Below are 16,958 nucleotides of genomic sequence, written 5' to 3'. Positions count from 1 at the left end.
CCGCCGTAAAAATGCGGCCGGAAGGAGACCTTCCGGCTTCCGGGTATGTACGTGTCAAAAGAATCGCGGGAATTTGTGTCGACGGCCTGCCGTTTGTCGGCGTCGGCGTTCTGCTGACGATTCTCGGCGTTTTAATTCTTGGAAAATGGGCGGGATTGCCGTTGGGTCTTCTGACGCTCTGGACGATCTGGTTCTTCCGCGATCCCGAACGGACGGTTCCGTCCGATCCCAATCTCGTCGTTTCGCCCGCGGACGGGAAAGTGATCGACGTCCGGCGGACATCGTATCCGAGGCTACTGGCCGGTGAGGCGACGCGGGTTTCCGTTTTTATGTCGGTGTTCAACGTTCATGTGAATCGGAGCCCCTGTTCCGGAAGGGTGCGAAGCGTGCAATACAACCCGGGCAAATATCTCGCCGCGTTTGCCGAAAAGGCGTCCTTGGACAACGAACAGTGCGCGATCCTCATCGACACCGACCGAGGTTTGCCCGTGATGTTCGTTCAAATCGCGGGCCTCATCGCGCGCCGAATTGTCTGCCGACTGGCCCCGGGAGAGTCGGTGAATCGAGGGGAACGATTCGGCCTGATTCGTTTCGGCTCCCGATGCGACATTTATCTTCCGGACGGCGCGGACGTCCTGGTGCGCGTGGGGGACAAAGTTCATGGCGGCAGCGGCGTCATTGGGAGGTTTCGATGAGTGATCTAAGCCAGGGCGTTTACATGCTCCCCAATCTTTTTACGACGGCAAGTCTGATGTGCGGTTTCTACGCCGTGATCAACGCGATCAACCTCGGGCTTGCGGGGAGGCAGGATTTTTCGGAGTGCGCGTGGGCGATTCTCTTGGCGGCCATGTTCGACGGCCTGGACGGCCGCGTTGCGAGGCGGACGCGAACCGCTTCACGGTTCGGGACCGAATATGATTCCCTCTCCGATCTTGTCTCCTTCGGCGTCGCCCCGGCCGTGGTTCTTCACATTTGGGCGCTCGGTTCCATGGGGCGCATCGGCTGGCTCGGGTCATTTCTTTACCTCGCGTGCGGAGCCCTGCGTTTGGCCCGGTTCAACGTGCAATCCGGCAGCGTGGAGAAAAAATTCTTTCAGGGTTTGCCCATTCCGATGGCGGCCATGATGGTCTCGGCGGCCATTTTGATTTGGGAAGGCAAACTGAAAGGCGACACCACGCTTTTCTTTGAAGACGACGTGTACGTTTATCTCCTGGTGATGACGTTTTCGCTGGCCGGCCTCATGGTCAGCTCGATTCCTTACCGAAGCTTTAAGACACTGCACCTTACGGATCGCCGCCCGTTCTATAGCCTGGTGCTTGTGGTGATGGGTCTCATGATCTGGGTGACGAAGCCTTGGTGGATGCTCTTCTTTTTGGGCTGCGCGTATCTCTTGTCCGGGCCGATCGAACAATACGTATTGCCGCGGCCTGTGCGGGCGTTCGAGCGCGCCAAGCGCCGCCACCGCGTCCGAAAAGCGCTGGATCGCTTGGATTCCCTCGCTTCGGGACCGTTACCGACGCCTCCTGGCACCAAATCCGAGGATGAAGCGACGGGAGAAAACGTCCGTCCGCTCCGGCGGTCGTGAGACCGCTTTTTCGCTCCCGAGCGCGCAGGGGATTCACGCTTCTGGCCATCGCACTGATCTGCACCGCTTCGCGCTGCGCGGGGGAAGAAACAGTCGCCGTATCGGCCATCGGCGAAAATGCCATCGAATATACGAAGGTGATTACGGGCATCGGGCCGCGTCCTCCAGGCTCGGCGGGAATTCAAAAGGTTCGCGATTGGTTGTCGCGCAAAGTGAGCGAGCAGGGATTCGCGCTTCAATCCGATCGATTCCAGGCTCCCACGCCGATCGGAAGGATCGAAATGGTGAACTTGTCGTACGTCATTCCCGGTCAACAGCGGATTCGAAAGGTTCTTTTGGTCGCCCACTACGACAGCAAACGATTTGTCGGATTTGATTTTGTCGGTGCGAACGACGCCGCATCCTCGGTTGCGCTTCTCGTGGCGCTGACACCCGAGATTCAAAAACGGAAACTCCCGTTTGACGTCGAAATCGACTTCGTGGACGGGGAGGAGGCGATCGCTCAATGGACCGACGCCGACAGTTTGTACGGAAGCCGGCGGCTGGGAAGTTCCTTGCAGGGAAGAAAGGACATCCGGGCGGCCTTCGTCGTGGACATGGTTGGGGACGCGGATCTGCGTCTCCTGAATGAATTCAATTCCGATACGAATTTGCGGGCACAATTAAAGCAGGTGGTGGAGGATCTGGGCCACAGCGAACTTCTGGACGTCACGCCTTCGGGGATGATCGACGATCATATTCCGCTCATCTCCGCAGGTATTCCGACGCTTCACTTGATGGACTATACGTACGGGGATACCACCTCACCCGGAAAATACTGGCACACGGCTCAAGACACGGTCGACAAGCTCTCGCCCGCGAGTCTTTCGTTCGTGGGGGAAGTCATCCTTCGCATGTTATCGAGATTATAAGGGCTCGGCGCCCACAAAGTGGGAACTTATTTTTGCGCGAACCCTAAGCGCCGGCCGCGGCATTGACGGCGGTTCGCACAACCCATATCGTTCGAGCGATCCACCATGGCTAGAAGCGCGGCCAAGAGCTTCGTTTTTTCGGTCGTCGGCGCCACGGGTGTGGTGGGGCGAGAGATGGTTTCGCTTCTCTCCTCACGAAAATTTCCTTTAAAAGCATTGCGCCTGGCCGCATCCGAGCGCTCCCAAAACCAGACGGTCGAATTCAACGGCGAAGAAATTGCGGTGCGCCGCCTGGCTCCAGAACTGTTCGCCGGAAGCGATTTCGTGTTTTTCACGGCCGGAGCGGCCGTGAGCCGGGAATTCGTTCCGGTGGCCGCCCGCGCGGGCGCTCTCGTCATCGACAACACGAGCGCCTTTCGAATGGATGCCGACGTTCCTTTGGCGGTGCCCGAGGTGAACGCTCACACGTTGGACCAAGTCCCCGAACGACGCATCGTTTCGGTGCCGAATTGCGCGGCGATTCAAATGGCGGTCGCTCTGGGTCCTCTTCACGAGCACGCGCTCATCCGTCGGATCGTCGTCTCCACGTTTCAATCCACGTCGGGGGCCGGACGAAGGGCCATGGAAGAGCTTTCGCGGCAGGTCACGGATCTTTTTAATTATCGTGAAACGAAGAATGAGGTTTTTCCGGAACGGATCGCATTCAATCTGATCCCGCACATCGGGGATTTTGCGGAGAGCGGGGAGACGGGGGAAGAGATCAAGATCTGCGAGGAGACGAAGAAGATTTTGGGGGACAGCTCGATCGGCGTCTCGGTTACGGCCGTACGCGTGCCGACGTTCCACGGCCATGCCGTTTCCATCAACGTCGAGACGAAAAAGAGCGTCACGCCCGAAGAGGCCCGCGCGGTTTTGTCCAAAGCGAAAAGCATTCGCTTGATCGACGACAGGAACTCCCGCCGGTACCCGGTTTTGGCCGATGCCGTCGGCCAGGACACCGTCTGTGTCGGCCGAATTCGCGCCGATTCGTCGCGCAAAAACTGCCTGAATTTATGGGTGGTTGCGGACAACCTCCGCAAGGGCGCCGCGCTCAACGCGATTCAGATCGCCGAGCATTTTGTCGCGAAAGAATTGATTTAATTAATTGCTGTAACTAATCGTGCCGTCACCGGTTCCCGCACTCTCGCCGCCGCTGTCGAAGTTCATTCGAAAATCGGCGCTGATCCCTTTTAAATAACCGTCGACGATATTCACCGAGTAAAGATTCAAAAAGCCGTTCGTCGTTGAGACCGTATAGGTGCGGGCGCCGGACCCGCTGGTCACCGTGAACGACGCCTCGAACGTGTTGGTCGCGCCGTCCAGGTCATATTTTGTGTTGGTGGGAAAAGTTCCGCCCACGGGGGCCAGGACAATCTGCATCGTGTCCCCCTCCGGATTCGTAAACAGCATTCGGAGATTCGTATCGTTTCCGTTCGGACCGGGCGGCTGTGTGAAACTGGTGAAATTGATATTGGCGGAGGCGGAATTCTCACCGGTGGTGTCCCCTGCAAAACTGACGGCGGCTCGTAATGTGGCGATCGGTGTGCCGGAGCAGCTGACGAGAAAAAGAGAAAGAAGGATGATCGGCAACGTGTATCGGCGGGTCTTTGTCATAACCTAAGTATATCAAATAGTTGTGCTATGATGCGTCGCGATCCCATGCGGCTTTTCAGAACCCGAACTCTCCCTATTATTGCGGGATGTTACCTTCTTGGCGCAAACGCCGTGGCCTATCCGGACAAGGTCGCCGGAGTCATTCCCCTGTCGATTCAGCCACTCGCGGCACGGGTCGGGCCGACCGACCGTTACATCTACGTTTTGGATTCATCCAGAGGTTCGCTCGTTGTCGTCGACACGTTATCTTTCTCGGAAAAGTCGACCGTTCAGTTTTCCGGAACCCCCAGGGACCTTGCATTCAGCCAAGACGGCACAATTTTGTATGTCGTCATCGATGCCGCGGACTCCGTCCTCTCGTTCGACCTCAAAGATCCGTCGACGCCCGCGAGCCCCACGACGATTTCGATCGGCACTTCGGGGGTGACATTCGATAACCTTGAGGTGGCGGGTTCCAGCGGCGCCGACATCTTGGTTCTTTCCAGCCGGTCTCAGAGTGCGCTTTATTATTTCAGTCGCACGTCGGACGAGCTGGTGAAGAACGGTTCTCAAGATCGGATCGACGTCGGTTTTGATCCCGTCTCGCTATCCCTCTCCCCCGATTTCCGAAGGGTGGCCGCCATCAGCTCCGACGGAAAATTCAAGACATTCCTGGCAAGTGCACTCTCTCAGGCGGGAGCGGAGCTCGATTTGGGAGCGCAGACGACGACCCAAGCCTTTGGCGGCGTTCATGTGGGCGCTGCTTCGGGCGGGACTTACGCTTTTCTTTCGAACAACGTTTCGCCCGGCGAAATTTTCATGGTGAACATGGTTCAGACCGACAACAACCTCTTTATCAGCGACGCGGATTCTTCGACCACCGCGCTCGATCCCATTGTCGTCGGCGACGGGCCGAGCGGTTCCCTCGTATTGCAGGTGAACCGCTCTCTAGCAGATACTTCGGCCGGCGCCGCGTATCTGTTCGCCGCGAACCGCACGGCGGGAACGCTTTCGGTCGTGGATACAGCGGATATCGGTGGAGCGGCGAAGGTCGAACCGATCGCCACGATTGATTCGGTTCCCGATGTTCCGCCGGGAGGACTCGCAGCGTCCTCGACGGACGAAGGATACCTGTACGCCCTCAACAACGCCGGAGCTTCGGTGTCTGTCGTCACCGACCAGCCGTTTTTGACCGTCACTTCGGCGCCCAGCGGCTCCATAGGAACGGGGAATTTTTCCCTCTTTGTCCGGTCGAATGTCACCGGAACCCTATCCGTCGTCCGGTATACGGGGACGACCGACGAAAGGGTGTCGAAAACCAACGGCTCGCTTTTGACTTCCGCCTCCCTCGATGCGGACATCGAAGCGGAAGTCTCCATTCCATCCGAAAACTTCGAAGAAGGTTCCAACACGTTGGCTCTCTTTTTGGACAGCGGGACGTTGATCGGCAGGACGGCGGTCGACGTCGTGAAAGACACGCCGCCTCCCGCCCCGACCGGGTTTCGTTTATCCTTCGGAAATCAGAAAATCTTCGCCGCGTGGGACAAGGTGGAGGAGGCGGACATCAGCCATTACAACGTCTATTTCGGCACGACCGACGGCGCAGAAGGAGGCTTCGGCTCGCTCTCCTCACCCCAGAGGGTCGAACAAACCGCGGATTCAGCCCTCACATTGCAGCCGATCGACAACGGTACGACTCTTTTCGTCCGCGTGACGGTCGTCGATCAATCCGGGAACGAAAGCGCCCCCACGGAGACGCTGTCCGAAACCGCTGAACAGACGATCGGAATTTTAGAGCTGTCCGGAGAAACCGGCGGATGCGCGGCGTCTGCGGTTCCGCCGATTTTGTTTTCCGTGATTTTTCTCCTGTCGGTTCCGGCGCGTCGCCGCGAGGCGGCCGCCATAATGTTCCTGGTCGTTTGTTCGGCGGCGTCGACGCGGTCCGTTTCGGCCGAGACGCTGACTTCCGCTGAAAGCGTGCCACCGGTTCGAGCATCGACCGAATTCCGCGTCGGTTGGTGGCTGCCGCAAGATGATCTGGTGAATTCCTTTTTCGGAAACGGCGGGAACGAAATCTACACGCTCCGGTTTGGCGTCCGGGCCGGTTCGTTCGATTTCGGATTCGAGGGGGGATTCTTTTCCGAAGACGCCGCTCTGGTGGGTGTCAGCAGCGGGCGGCAGAGCGGCGAAGAGTCGCGCCTGACACTCGTGCCGATGGAGTTTTCCGCACAATACAACGTGGAAATCGGCGCGCGGCCGTTGGCGGTTCCGTTCGTGCGCGCCGGCTACGACCTGATCTATTTCGACATCCACGAACCGCAGGCGTCTGAAAACGGCGCGAAGCAGGCTATAACGGTCACGGGCGGCGTTCGCCTGATGCTCGAACGTTTCGTCTCCGGAAACGATCTTCAGGACCTGATGGGAATTGAGCATTTCTTCTTGGAAGTGCTTGGCTCGTACCGGCACCAATTCAGCAAAGGTCTCGACGTCAGCGGCTGGATCGTCCAGCCTGGTCTCGGCGTGGAGTTCTGATGCGAAGAGGGCCTCGACCCGGTCCGCCTCCTGGTACCCGGCGGACGATTCGGATCGACGTGCAATACGAAGGGACCGCGTACGTCGGCTGGCAGCGGCAGCTGAAGGGGGCGTCGATCCACGGACTTTTGGAAAGGGCGCTCGGCAAGATCGCCGACGAAAAGGTGACGCTTTTTTCCGCCGGCCGGACCGATGCCGGGGTTCATGCCCGGCAACAGGTCGCCAGTTTTTCACTTCGAACGTCGCGTACTCCGGTGGAGGCGTTCGTCGACGGGACCAACACGCTTCTGCCGCCCGATATCCGCGTTTACCGCTCCGAGGAGGCCGAACTTTTGTTTCACGCCCCCGAAGCGAAAGAAAAGACGTATCGCTATTTCTTTCAGATCGGCGCCGAGCCGCTCGTGTTTTTGCGAAACTACACGTGGCACGTTCGCCAGGCCTTGGACCTGGAGGCGATGAGGGAGGCGACCAAACAACTGGTCGGGACACACGACTTTGCCGCGTTCAGGACACGGGGAACGGAGACCAAAACCACGGAAAGGACTGTTCGAGAAGCAGTGTGGGGGAGCGGGCCGTTGGAGCTTCTCTATTTTGAGATCACGGCCGACGGTTTCTTAAAGCAGATGGTTCGGAACATCGTGGGAACATTGGTCGAAGTAGGGCAGGGGAAGCGAAAACCTTCGGACATTCCTGATATCCTCGCCTCCAAAAGGAGAGAGAAGAGCGGCGTTTCCGCCCCGGCTCAGGGACTCTTTCTCTGGCGCGTGGTCTATTAATTCGGTAAGAGAGCGCCCATGGCGATCATGAAAAAGACGAAAAAGAGTCGGAATCGGCGCAAAACGGCCAAGAGTAAAGCGCGTCTGAAGCGCCACGAAAAGAAACGAAAAGCGCGGTTTTATTCGTAACGGGGTTTACTGAAGCGGTTTTCCCCACATCCGGCGGACCTCGGCCGAAAAGAAATCCTTAATCTTCGTCCATTCCGCCGGCATGAACATTTCAGGCATCGGCTGGCCGTCGGCCTCAGCGAAGTAAGACAGACTGCGCAGTCGATGGTAGGGATCGTAGCCCGTACCTTTAAATTTCCGCTCGAAGAAGCGAAACGCGTCCTCCAACGTGAAATGCCCCTGCAAAAGAAAATAAAGGTCGATGAAATCCTTTCGGCTTCCGCGCCCGCCGACGGCCTCCAGTTTCATGGCGGCGATGTCTTCCAAGCCGACCAGGTCGAACTTCCACGGTGTTGGGATCAAAGGGGCGATTTCGGGATATCGATAGCGAAAGAAGCTCACCGAAACAGTTTTCCATGTGGCCAAAAGCGTTTGGGGCGCCTGGCGTGTCCGGCGAAAACCGGGCAGACGTCGGCTCCATTCCTGATAGAGTTCTTCGACATCGAATTCCGCGTTTGAAAAAAAGTCAAAGTCGACGGATTTTCGGTGCCCGAGGATCAAGCCCAAAGCGGTGCCGCCGGCCAAATGAAACGGCGTCCCTCCTGTCTCGGATACTCTGTCTAGAATTTCCAGCTGCTCGACGGTGAGGATCTCCGTGTGCATTCTTCCCTCGGCAAATCGAGGAGCGTAAGCCAAAGCGAACCGGTCTGGACATCCACTTGATCCAAGCCCCCGTTCCGGAAAAACTCCTCGATGGTTTTTCGGCCGACCATTTTCTCTATAGCGTAGACCTGCTTGAGTGTGCCTCTTCCCAGGACTCTCGCGATCAACCACCGGCGGTGAAGCGCGGGGTCTACGGCGGCTGGATCAACGTCCCAGGCGAGATCATGGAAGAGAGGGGGCAGCATCAATTCAATTATACACGCGAAGGATCTTCTATTTCACGTTGAATAATGCGCCCAGCTCGCGCGAGCGGATCGTGGCGCGTTCGACGGCGTTGATCAGCGTGGTGCGAAGACCTCCCTCTTCCAGCGTGTGAATTCCCGCGATGGCGGTGCCGCCGGGCGAAGTCACCATGTCTTTCAATCGCCCGGGATGTTCGCCGGTTTCAATCAGCAATTTGGCCGCTCCAAGAACGGTCTGCGCCGCAAGACTCAGCGCGATGTCGCGCGAGAGGCCGACTTTGACGCCGGCGTCCGCGAGCGATTCGATCACCAGAAAGATATAGGCCGGCCCGCTTCCGGACAGGCCCGTGACGGCGTCGAGCTGCACTTCTTCCACGACCACGGTGATTCCGACGGCCTCAAACAGCGCCCGTGCCAGGGCCAGATCCTCTTCCGAAGCATGCTCGCCGACGGCCAGCGCCGCGGCGCCCGCCCCGACCAAGGCCGCCACGTTGGGCATCACGCGGACGATCCGGGAGCCTTTGGGCAATTTCTTCTCAATCGATTCGATCGGCACGCCCGCCGCCATCGACACGACCAATTTTTTGGAAGTCACTTTCGCTCCAACTTCCCGGAGAACTTTTTCCAGCGCTTGCGGCTTCACTGCCAGAACGATGATGTCGGAGCGTGTGACGACCTCGCTGTTGTCGGTCGTCGTGAAAATTCCGAATTCCTTCGCCAACGTTCTTACTTTCGTCTCCCGATGATCGGATGAACAAATGTTGGATTTAGACGCGTGATTTCCGTTCAGCAGTCCGGAGACCAGTGCCCGAGCCATGTTGCCGGAACCGATAATGCCGATCTTTTTCTGTTTGAGCATGGTGTCTCCTTCCGTGCGGAAATGTGTCACGCCGCGCCGGGCGTTTCAGTCTTAAATCCTTCTTCCAGCGCCATGTTCGCGAGCTGCCGGTCGGAACAGACAAACGTTACCGGGAGATCGTATTCCCGAAGGTAGACGGCGGACGCCAGCTGGACCGCGTCCGCTCCTCGAAGTGGATGTTTTCCGATCAATCGGATGACAATCGGCTCGAGTTCGGCGGTTTCGCGAACAATGCGAAGCCGCTCCCAATCCTCCAAGAAATTCTTCTTTGTTACGCCGAACTCCTCACGTGTGAGGAGTTTCTGTCGTTCCAGGCGCGCAAGCGCCGCCAGGCATTCGGAAAGGGAAAGCCAGGCGACGAAGATTTCGGAACTGCTCGACAAGAGCGCGTTGACTTCCGCCGTGCCTTCTTCGGCAACATAGTGCTTAATGAAGCTGCTGGAATCGATGAAGATCAAGAGTTGCGCCGGTCTTGGAGAATGAGGTCCAAAGCGGGCGTGCCGTGAAAACGGGGACGTTTCGGCGTCACCGAAAGCGGGCCCGGCTTCAGCGGGCCGCGCACCGATCCCCGGAACTCGATCTGATGCAGGAGAATTTTGACGGGATCGGCTCCCGTCGACAGCGTGCCGTATGCCGCCAGCTCGGCGATTGGCTTTCCGCGGTCGGTTACGACAAACCGGGCTCCTTGGCCGACCTTTCGCAAATACTCGCTCAAGCGACTCTTCAGTTGGCTGACGGGAACGGTTTTCATAGACTAGTTAACTATATTTTGAAATGACCTACTAGTCAAATGTTCGTTTGTGTTCACGCCGACTCCGTAACTCATTTTCCGAGCCTAAGACATTGTTATAACTAAGCAATTAAAGTGCGCCGTCACGTTGTTAGGAGCTATCTCAAAACCTTCTTCCGACGTAAGTGAAAAAAGTACTTCCATCCATAGATGAAGATATGCTGGCGCTCCTTTTCTGAAAGCTCGATTTTAATTCCGTGCGTCCGCTCGATTTTGGCCAGCAGATAATCCAGCCAGTTCGGAACGGTAATAATCCCCTTCGGCCAGCGTAGTTTCGCTCTCCATCGGCTTCGGCGGAGAAAGCGGGAAAGACGATACCTTCCCCAAAGATCGAACGAAGTTCGCCTGGGCCGGCGATATACCCGAGAAGCGGAATCGTACGTGACATTCCATGGCGCCGAAGACATCTCCTCAAGGGCCGCTCCGAAAGCGGCGTCATAGTAATCTTTCTCCGCCTCGTACAACCGATCGACCTTGTCCGTGGCTTCCACGCGGAATTCCCCCAAATAACTCAAGTTAAGCGCCTGCAGAACCAAATCGGAAATCGAGAATGTCTCCGGCAGCGAGAAATAGACCCGTTGCGCCACCGCCCGCATCGCCGATACCTGCCGCGAAGCCAGAAACAACCGGGCGGATTCGTCCCGGGCCCAGCCGATGGCAATCCGTTTCGAGAAACGGCCCAAGTGATAAACGTCCCGGGCGCGAGGAGAAGTCTCGCGCTTTAAATCCTTTTCGGAAATGACGCTGTATTTGGCGTCCCTTTCACCCGCGCGGACATGAAAAATGCTGGGAGGGAGGAACCAATTTAAGAGCGCTTGCGAGATCGAACCGTAGAATTGGCAGTAATTCGGTACGACCACGTAAAAATCGGGGATGGAGCTCTCCGACCGCGTCGCCGGATTGAGGCAAGAGCCGTAGAGGACGATTCCGGAGGCGCGCTCGCCCAGCTTAGCCGCCAAGAGAGAGAGGAAGGGCTCAGCCGCCTCTTTGGGGCAGAGAGCCAGTTTGGCCGATACGATCTCTTCCAGGCGACTCATAGCGGGACCCCGAGGGATACCAGGCCAAAAAAGTTTGACAACCTTTAGGGATCCTTCAGAATTCGGGCACTACTCGGCAGCTTCGTACCAGGATGTACCAGATAGGGCTTCCGACCGATTTAAACGTAAAAGGACGCAACTCACACATTGAATTGGAGGAATGAAATGAAGAAGTTACTTTTAGCAACTCTGCCGCTCATCGCGCTGACGGCGGTCGGCTGCAGTTCCAGCGGCCCCGAAGGCGGCTCGATTTCGGCCAGCAACGGAATTTTGGTCGGTTTCGTCGTGGATGCGAAATCCGGCGAGAAACTGAACTTTTTCGGCACGACCAATAATGCCGATGACAATAATTCGACAGATCAGATCTATGCTTTGGTCGACGGATCGTTCAAGACCGCCCAGCCTTGCGGCACGGGCGATTCCAACACGACCAATACGGTCAGCATGAATGGCTGCTACCTCTTCCGCGGCCTTCCCACGGGTGTCTTTTTCCCGGTGTTTGTGCAGAGAAGCGGTTACGAAGGATTCAGTGGAACCGTCTTCATCGATCCAGATGCGGCCACGGACTTTTATGGAGCGGCATTCGGCAATGAGCCGCAATTCGCGGGCAGCCCGGGATTGTATGCAAACATCCGAATCTTCCCGACGGGAATCAGCTATGACTACACGGTTCTCGCGGAGTTGAGCGGCCGGGGAATCCCCGATGTGTCGGTTCGCTGTGTATTTAACGGCAGCAACGACTTTGACGTTGTCGGCGACCCCGGTGTGTCGAATTACATCGACCCGGACAACGACTTTAATCCGATCGTTTCAGGCACGACCGATGCTAGTGGCGTAGTGGTATTCGCTGGCTCGACACTGACCAAGGGCGCGTCATATGACTGCGCCGCCCATGCGACGGATGAAGTCGATGGTGCTGTGGTCTCATACACGGGCTTCGGCGGGTTCACCGTTGGCGTGGATGATAACTTCGTGACGATATCGCTGAGTGCGAGCGGAACGGGTCTCTTTGCGATCTATTCCAATATCGATGACGGCAATCATCGGATTGGCGAGAATGGCCCTGTCACGATCGTCCTGAACCGGGATGCCAGCCTTGTCGGTGGCGCAAACTGCGTAGCAGCGGAGGTTAGCACACCGAGCTTTGACATCGCGGCGGACCCGAACGCTACGACGAACCCAAATGTGGACAATACCGCATCCGAACAGGCGACTGTGGATGTGACCGGAGACACGGTTACACTTACGCCGACATATTTGGTCGCTCCGAGCGGCGGCGACTTAGGCTACACCTGGACATTTGGTGGTGTGTTTCTTACGCCCGCCTCGGGTGAGGACGCTGGTGCTATCTACTCGATCAACGGTGGGTATGCAGGTATCAGCGTTGCAAACGATCCAGGCGCGAACGTAGTGTCCGGCTACGGAGACTGTGATGGCGTTGAAACAGCTGCTAGTGGGGCGCTCAACAATGTGAACACGGGTGCGCCTAATCAGGTATTCACGGCGACACTCAACTAGTCTCGACTAGTTGAGAGCCAAAAAAGTTAAGGGCGGCCGAAACGGCCGCCCTTTTCTTTTGTCTTGTGACCGAAAACGCGACTCCATTTCTGGAAAGTCGCGCTGCTCAAAAGGATGTTTCATCTAACTACCTGGATTTAAGGATTATTTTTCCTGTTTATCTCTGGCATTTTCTTTGCTCTTATTGCGCATCAGTTTCAACCATGGAGTCCACGATGCCCAGACAAATTCAATTCCAGGCAATTCCCCTTTCACTTTTTGCCTTCGTCTTTTCGTGCGGAATTCAGGATGAACCGACAAGGCAAAACCTTCAGCAACAGGCGACAGGCGCCGAACGTTTGATCATCGTGGGTGGGAACAGCCAAAGCGCAACCGTGACGACAAAACTTTCCGATCTGGTCGTTGCTGCGATCGATGGTTCCGGTAACCCGTTGATCGGTGCAAAAGTGGAGTTTGGTGTCGAATCCGGCCCGGTTCGCTTGGGAGCTTCGGAAATTCAGACAGACTTGGACGGCAAAGCCACAGTGTCCGCCGAGCTGACGACCGTCGCCGGCGCTGCGAAGGTGAAGGCTCGATTGCTTCCCGACCCGAACAACGACGAAAATCGGACGGTTTTTTTTGATGTCATGGCAGTAAGAGATGCTCCGACAACATTATCGCCTGTTACTGCAGCAACGTGCACGAGCGTTGACAAAGAAAGCAAGTGGGTAGTGAAGTTGAGCGATAAGTACAACAACGGTGTTTCGGGCCTTCTCCTGAAAGTTACCCCTGAGAATGGTCTTATATTGAATGGGGATACGAAGTCGGTCGACTTACAAACAGACGGAGGTGGCAAGATCTCGTTTATTGTACGTGCCCCCGCGAATGCCGGAGCAACACCACCCGCTGTCGGGGATATTTTAGTCGAAGCGCCGGTCGGCACAAACGTGCCTCCAAGCAAAACCACGGTTCAGACGTGGCCCACACTGCGATTTCTTTCCTTGGATGCGGTGTTGCCGACATCGCAGCCGGACAACCAAACGGCCTTTATGCCAACACTGCAGTTGCTTTTCGAAGGGTGCACCGCTGTTCCAAATCAGGATATCAGGTATCGAGTAGGCTATTACAGCACGTGCCCTACAAACCCAATTGATATTCTACCCTCGGCACAATACGGCACTCAGGCGACGACAGATGCCAACGGACGATATACCGGTCCTTCGTTTGGGAATGTCAATTACCAATCGGGCGCGCCAAATCTCTGTTACTACTACCGGGCAGACTATTCGGCCGCTGTGGCGTTTTACACGTTGTTCACGCCAATAACGCCTTAGTCTACGCCGCTTCGACGCGGTTGCGGGTGCTGTTTTTCACCTTGTACATTGCCTCGCCGGCGGCGTGGCTCGGGAGGCTTTCCTAGTTTGATCGAGGCCGACTTCTCTTTTTCCCTTTTTTTGAATTTTTTCGCTGCAGTTTTCGTAATTGCTCAAGGTCGATGCGATCCTTCGGTCTCCCGGCGGCTCGTTTCATCGAGATTAGATCGGTCAACGAGACGAAATTCGTAAGCACATTTCCGATAGTCGATGCCTTTCTACGCTTCCACACCCCTTCAAAGCTGGAAGCTCCCTTAACCATTGGATGAATATCCAAGGGAAAATCGTACTGCCGAAAAAGGATTTTGTATTTCTTAAAATCCTCCGTAGTAGCGTCGGACAGGTCGTATCCAAACTCCGACAGAGCCTTGCGCAATCGAACCAGGTTCTCATCGTCGTTCGCCACAAATAGATCCAAGTCGCGTGTGGCGCGGAACCATCCATGAGCGACAAACGCCGCAGCTCCGATGATGACGTATCGGACTTTATAGGCGTTTAGTAACCGAAGCAGGTTTTCGAGCTGTGCCACGTCGCGTGCCGATCTTTCCTAGCGCAAGGGACCAGTCTAACATCATGCGAAATCGTTGGGTTGTTGAAAGCGATCGATAGTAAGCGAGATCGAAGTCTTCCTCCTTTATGTTGGTACCGGTCTCTTGAGGATCAATTTTCATAATACGCCGCACGGGAAGTCATTTTACCAGGATTCGGAGTTCTACGCCGCCTCCACCCGGTTGCGTGTGCTGTTTTTCACCTTGTACATCGCCTCGTCGGCGGTGCGATGAAGCTTGCGGGGTTCAGTTAGGTTTTTTTGGGTGGGGGAGAATGCTTTTCAACGAGATCGACGTCCAACAGATCCTTCGGGCGGCCAGCTGCCTTCTTGTTTACCAAAAACAGCTCTTTTCCAATCACAGGGACGTTCAAGCCGGAAATGTCGATCGTCACCCTCGTCGTCCACGCCTCTTCAAAAGTCACCCCCGAAATTTTGGTCAAAATATCAATACGGTTCGGTGGCAGACCCATCTGAAACACGATCCCCGGCTTTGACAAATCATCGACCGTGAGATCCTTAAGGGGAGCCCCGAAATCCTTCAAGGCCTGATACACCCTTTTCGCGTTTTCTGGAGCCGCCTCCACCCAAATATCGAGGTCTCCTGTTGCGCGAGGTTCCGCATGAACCGATAGGGCAAAGGCTCCGACCACCAAGAAGCGCGATTCAGTCCCTAATAACTCGCGCAATACGTCGAGGAAGTCCTGGTTCAAAAGAACCCTTTCGGTGAATTTCCCAGTGCATTTTTGAGAGTTGCCAAGTTTGAATCATTTTTTCCGCGGGAGAAAGTTGCTGCCAGAACGACCGGTCAAACGATCCGTCATCCTCGCCCAGAGTGATTTTGCGAGCGGTGATCCGCCGTTTCCTTTTGGGACCCATGTGGGGATTCTATCACAAGTCTACGCCGCCTCGACGCGGGTTGTTGTTTCGATAGGTTCATTGATATAATCCCATTCTCAATGAAAGAGTTAAACTGGCACGATCGGGTTTCTACAAACCCGAAGATTTGCCACGGGAAGCCGTGCATCAAAGGTACACGGGTTCTGGTCTCCACTATCCTGGACTCTCTCCAATCGGGGGAGTCCGACGCAGAGATACTGCGCCAATTTCCATCGCTCAAAGATAGTGATATCCGCGCAGCCATCGGGTACGCCGCCTGGCTGGCCCATGAAGAAGAGGAACAGCCGCTGCGAACCGAAACCCAAGAGTGAAGATAAAGCTCGACGAGAACATCCCTCAGCATGCCCTGGGAATCTTTAAGGATGCTGGGCACGATGTGGCAAGTGTTTACGTACAGGGAATGTCCGGAGCTAGTGATGTCGAGCTGCTTCGCGTCGTCACTCAAGAGGAACGTATTCTCATCACGTTCGACACCGAGTTTGCAAACGTGCAGAAGTATCCCGTGGGAACCCACGCTGGGATCGTCGTTTTTCGACTTCCGGACCAACGTCAGGACATGGTTGGAGATGCAGTGCAACGGCTGGTCAGATCAGGAGCCCTGGATCGATTGGCTCGCGGAATTGCTGTGGTTTCCCCGCTCTGAATTCGACTCCGGACCAGGCCGAAATCTTCGAGACATTAGTTTTTTTACGCGGCCTCGACGCGGTTGCGGGTGCTGTTTTTCACCTTGTACATCGCCTCGTCGGAGGCGTGGATCAGGTCGTCCTTGGTCTGGGCGTCGTCGGGGTAGGTGGCCACGCCGAAACTCGCCGTAAAATGAACCTCCAGCTTTTTTTCCTGCAAGAACGAGTGCTGCTCGATCGCCTCCCGAACCCGGTTCGCGACGTGAATCGCGTCGGCCTTATCCGTTTCCGGCAGAAGAATGACGAATTCATCCCCGCCGTACCGCGCGGCGTGGTCGACGGAGCGAATTTTGGACTGAATGACTTCCGCGGTTTCCTTTAAGAGCTGCGACCCGTGCATGTGACCGTACGTATCGTTGACGTTCTTGAAATGATCCAAATCCAAAAAGATCAGTGAAAATTGCTTTCGGTAGCGCCCGGCGCGCAAGACCTCGGAATCGAGAAGCGTGTGCATGTGCCGGACGTTGAACAACGTCGTCAGATCGTCCGTGATCGTCAGTTCCTGAATGCGCGCGAAGTTGCGGGCGTTTTCTATCGCGATCGCGGCGTAGTCGGCGATGACGGCGAGCGTGGCGAGGTCGTCCTCCCGGTAGAGATTCTCGTCGGTCTCCTTTCGCCGGATTTCAATGACCCCGAGGGTTTTCCCTTTGCTGCGCAAAGGGACGCAAAGAAACGATTTCACGCCTCTCTCCGGCTTGATTGCGAACGGCGGCTTATACCTCTGGTCCGTTTCCTTGCCGGCGGAGGGCCAGAGAATCGCCTTTCCCTCCTGCGCCACCCAGCCGGTGACGCCTTGTCCAAGTCGAACCGGAACGTTCCGATC

General features: G+C 56.2%; 20 protein-coding genes. 10 read left to right on the top strand and 10 right to left on the bottom strand.

The genetic code is table 11. The features are described 5' to 3' along the window. Positions 1-11 precede the first annotated feature (11 nt). From VI895_13425 to VI895_13410, 4 genes are all read left to right on the top strand, one after another. On the top strand, positions 12-695 hold the full coding sequence (locus VI895_13425; GenBank protein HLG20800.1) for a phosphatidylserine decarboxylase family protein: 684 nt from the start codon (positions 12-14) through the stop codon (positions 693-695). Then, positions 692-1,585 (top strand): CDP-diacylglycerol--serine O-phosphatidyltransferase, encoded by an 894-nt coding sequence (gene pssA / locus VI895_13420; GenBank protein ID HLG20799.1) that lies wholly within the window; start codon positions 692-694, stop codon positions 1,583-1,585. The genes VI895_13425 and pssA overlap by 4 nt, the downstream gene beginning before the upstream one ends. Further along, positions 1,582-2,496, top strand: a complete 915-nt coding sequence (locus VI895_13415) for a M28 family peptidase (GenBank protein HLG20798.1) — start codon at positions 1,582-1,584, stop codon at positions 2,494-2,496. The genes pssA and VI895_13415 overlap by 4 nt, the downstream gene beginning before the upstream one ends. Before the next feature lie 105 nt (positions 2,497-2,601). Then, entirely contained in the window at positions 2,602-3,636 is a 1,035-nt protein-coding gene (locus VI895_13410) for an aspartate-semialdehyde dehydrogenase (GenBank protein HLG20797.1), read from the top strand. On the opposite strand, the gene VI895_13405 is transcribed toward VI895_13410, so the two are convergent. Then, positions 3,637-4,149 carry a hypothetical protein gene (locus VI895_13405; protein ID HLG20796.1) on the bottom strand — a complete coding sequence of 171 codons (513 nt, stop codon included), beginning with the start codon at positions 4,147-4,149 and terminating at the stop codon, positions 3,637-3,639. A 45-nt stretch (positions 4,150-4,194) separates the two neighbouring features. On the opposite strand from VI895_13405, the gene VI895_13400 reads away from it, so the two are divergent. Together VI895_13400 and truA are read left to right on the top strand one after the other, a co-directional pair. Beyond that, positions 4,195-6,660 (top strand): hypothetical protein, encoded by a 2,466-nt coding sequence (locus VI895_13400; protein HLG20795.1) that lies wholly within the window; start codon positions 4,195-4,197, stop codon positions 6,658-6,660. Continuing rightward, positions 6,660-7,436: a tRNA pseudouridine(38-40) synthase TruA gene (gene truA, locus VI895_13395; protein ID HLG20794.1), complete on the top strand. Its 777-nt coding sequence runs from the start codon at positions 6,660-6,662 to the stop codon at positions 7,434-7,436. Before VI895_13400 ends, truA begins: the two co-directional genes overlap by 1 nt. A gap of 135 nt (positions 7,437-7,571) precedes the next feature. Here the strand turns inward: truA and VI895_13390 are convergent, their stop codons facing one another. The 6 genes from VI895_13390 to VI895_13365 all read right to left on the bottom strand — a co-directional run bounded on the left by VI895_13390 (position 7,572) and on the right by VI895_13365 (position 11,135). Continuing rightward, a complete protein-coding gene (locus VI895_13390) occupies positions 7,572-8,207 on the bottom strand; it encodes a nucleotidyl transferase AbiEii/AbiGii toxin family protein (protein HLG20793.1) in 636 nt (211 codons plus the stop codon). After that, positions 8,165-8,452 (bottom strand): hypothetical protein, encoded by a 288-nt coding sequence (locus tag VI895_13385; protein ID HLG20792.1) that lies wholly within the window; start codon positions 8,450-8,452, stop codon positions 8,165-8,167. The genes VI895_13390 and VI895_13385 overlap by 43 nt, the downstream gene beginning before the upstream one ends. 28 nt (positions 8,453-8,480) lie before the next feature. Beyond that, positions 8,481-9,308, bottom strand: a complete 828-nt coding sequence (gene proC, locus VI895_13380) for a pyrroline-5-carboxylate reductase (GenBank protein HLG20791.1) — start codon at positions 9,306-9,308, stop codon at positions 8,481-8,483. Positions 9,309-9,334: 26 nt separating this feature from the next. Further along, positions 9,335-9,766: a type II toxin-antitoxin system VapC family toxin gene (locus VI895_13375; protein ID HLG20790.1), complete on the bottom strand. Its 432-nt coding sequence runs from the start codon at positions 9,764-9,766 to the stop codon at positions 9,335-9,337. Next, a complete protein-coding gene (locus VI895_13370; protein ID HLG20789.1) occupies positions 9,763-10,059 on the bottom strand; it encodes a type II toxin-antitoxin system Phd/YefM family antitoxin in 297 nt (98 codons plus the stop codon). Before VI895_13370 ends, VI895_13375 begins: the two co-directional genes overlap by 4 nt. Before the next feature lie 137 nt (positions 10,060-10,196). Next, complete coding sequence (locus VI895_13365) at positions 10,197-11,135, bottom strand: hypothetical protein (protein ID HLG20788.1); 939 nt, start codon at positions 11,133-11,135, stop codon at positions 10,197-10,199. A gap of 165 nt (positions 11,136-11,300) precedes the next feature. Here VI895_13365 and VI895_13360 point away from each other — a divergent pair, with 165 nt between their 5' ends. After that, the gene (locus VI895_13360) at positions 11,301-12,653 is read left to right on the top strand and encodes a hypothetical protein (GenBank protein ID HLG20787.1); all 1,353 of its coding nucleotides are present in this window, start codon (positions 11,301-11,303) and stop codon (positions 12,651-12,653) included. Positions 12,654-12,718: 65 nt separating this feature from the next. After that, entirely contained in the window at positions 12,719-13,966 is a 1,248-nt protein-coding gene (locus tag VI895_13355; protein ID HLG20786.1) for a hypothetical protein, read from the top strand. Positions 13,967-14,048: 82 nt separating this feature from the next. Here VI895_13355 and VI895_13350 read toward each other — a convergent pair whose 3' ends face one another. Both VI895_13350 and VI895_13345 read right to left on the bottom strand, forming a co-directional pair. Continuing rightward, positions 14,049-14,534, bottom strand: a complete 486-nt coding sequence (locus tag VI895_13350) for a nucleotidyltransferase (GenBank protein HLG20785.1) — start codon at positions 14,532-14,534, stop codon at positions 14,049-14,051. 269 nt (positions 14,535-14,803) lie between these two features. Continuing rightward, positions 14,804-15,265, bottom strand: a complete 462-nt coding sequence (locus VI895_13345) for a hypothetical protein (GenBank protein ID HLG20784.1) — start codon at positions 15,263-15,265, stop codon at positions 14,804-14,806. A gap of 246 nt (positions 15,266-15,511) precedes the next feature. On the opposite strand from VI895_13345, the gene VI895_13340 reads away from it, so the two are divergent. Beyond that, positions 15,512-15,763, top strand: coding sequence for a DUF433 domain-containing protein (locus tag VI895_13340; GenBank protein ID HLG20783.1), 252 nt, complete (start codon positions 15,512-15,514; stop codon positions 15,761-15,763). Beyond that, positions 15,760-16,095, top strand: a complete 336-nt coding sequence (locus tag VI895_13335) for a DUF5615 family PIN-like protein (GenBank protein ID HLG20782.1) — start codon at positions 15,760-15,762, stop codon at positions 16,093-16,095. The genes VI895_13340 and VI895_13335 overlap by 4 nt, the downstream gene beginning before the upstream one ends. A gap of 44 nt (positions 16,096-16,139) precedes the next feature. On the opposite strand, the gene VI895_13330 is transcribed toward VI895_13335, so the two are convergent. Then, the coding region (locus VI895_13330) for a sensor domain-containing diguanylate cyclase (GenBank protein HLG20781.1) at positions 16,140-16,958 on the bottom strand (819 nt) is incomplete at its 5' end.

Source organism: Bdellovibrionota bacterium (assembly GCA_035292885.1).
Taxonomy (GTDB): Bacteria; Bdellovibrionota_G; JALEGL01; order JALEGL01; family DATDPG01; genus DATDPG01.
Note: the sequence above shows the minus strand (reverse complement) of the source record. Positions and strands in the feature narration are given on the sequence as shown.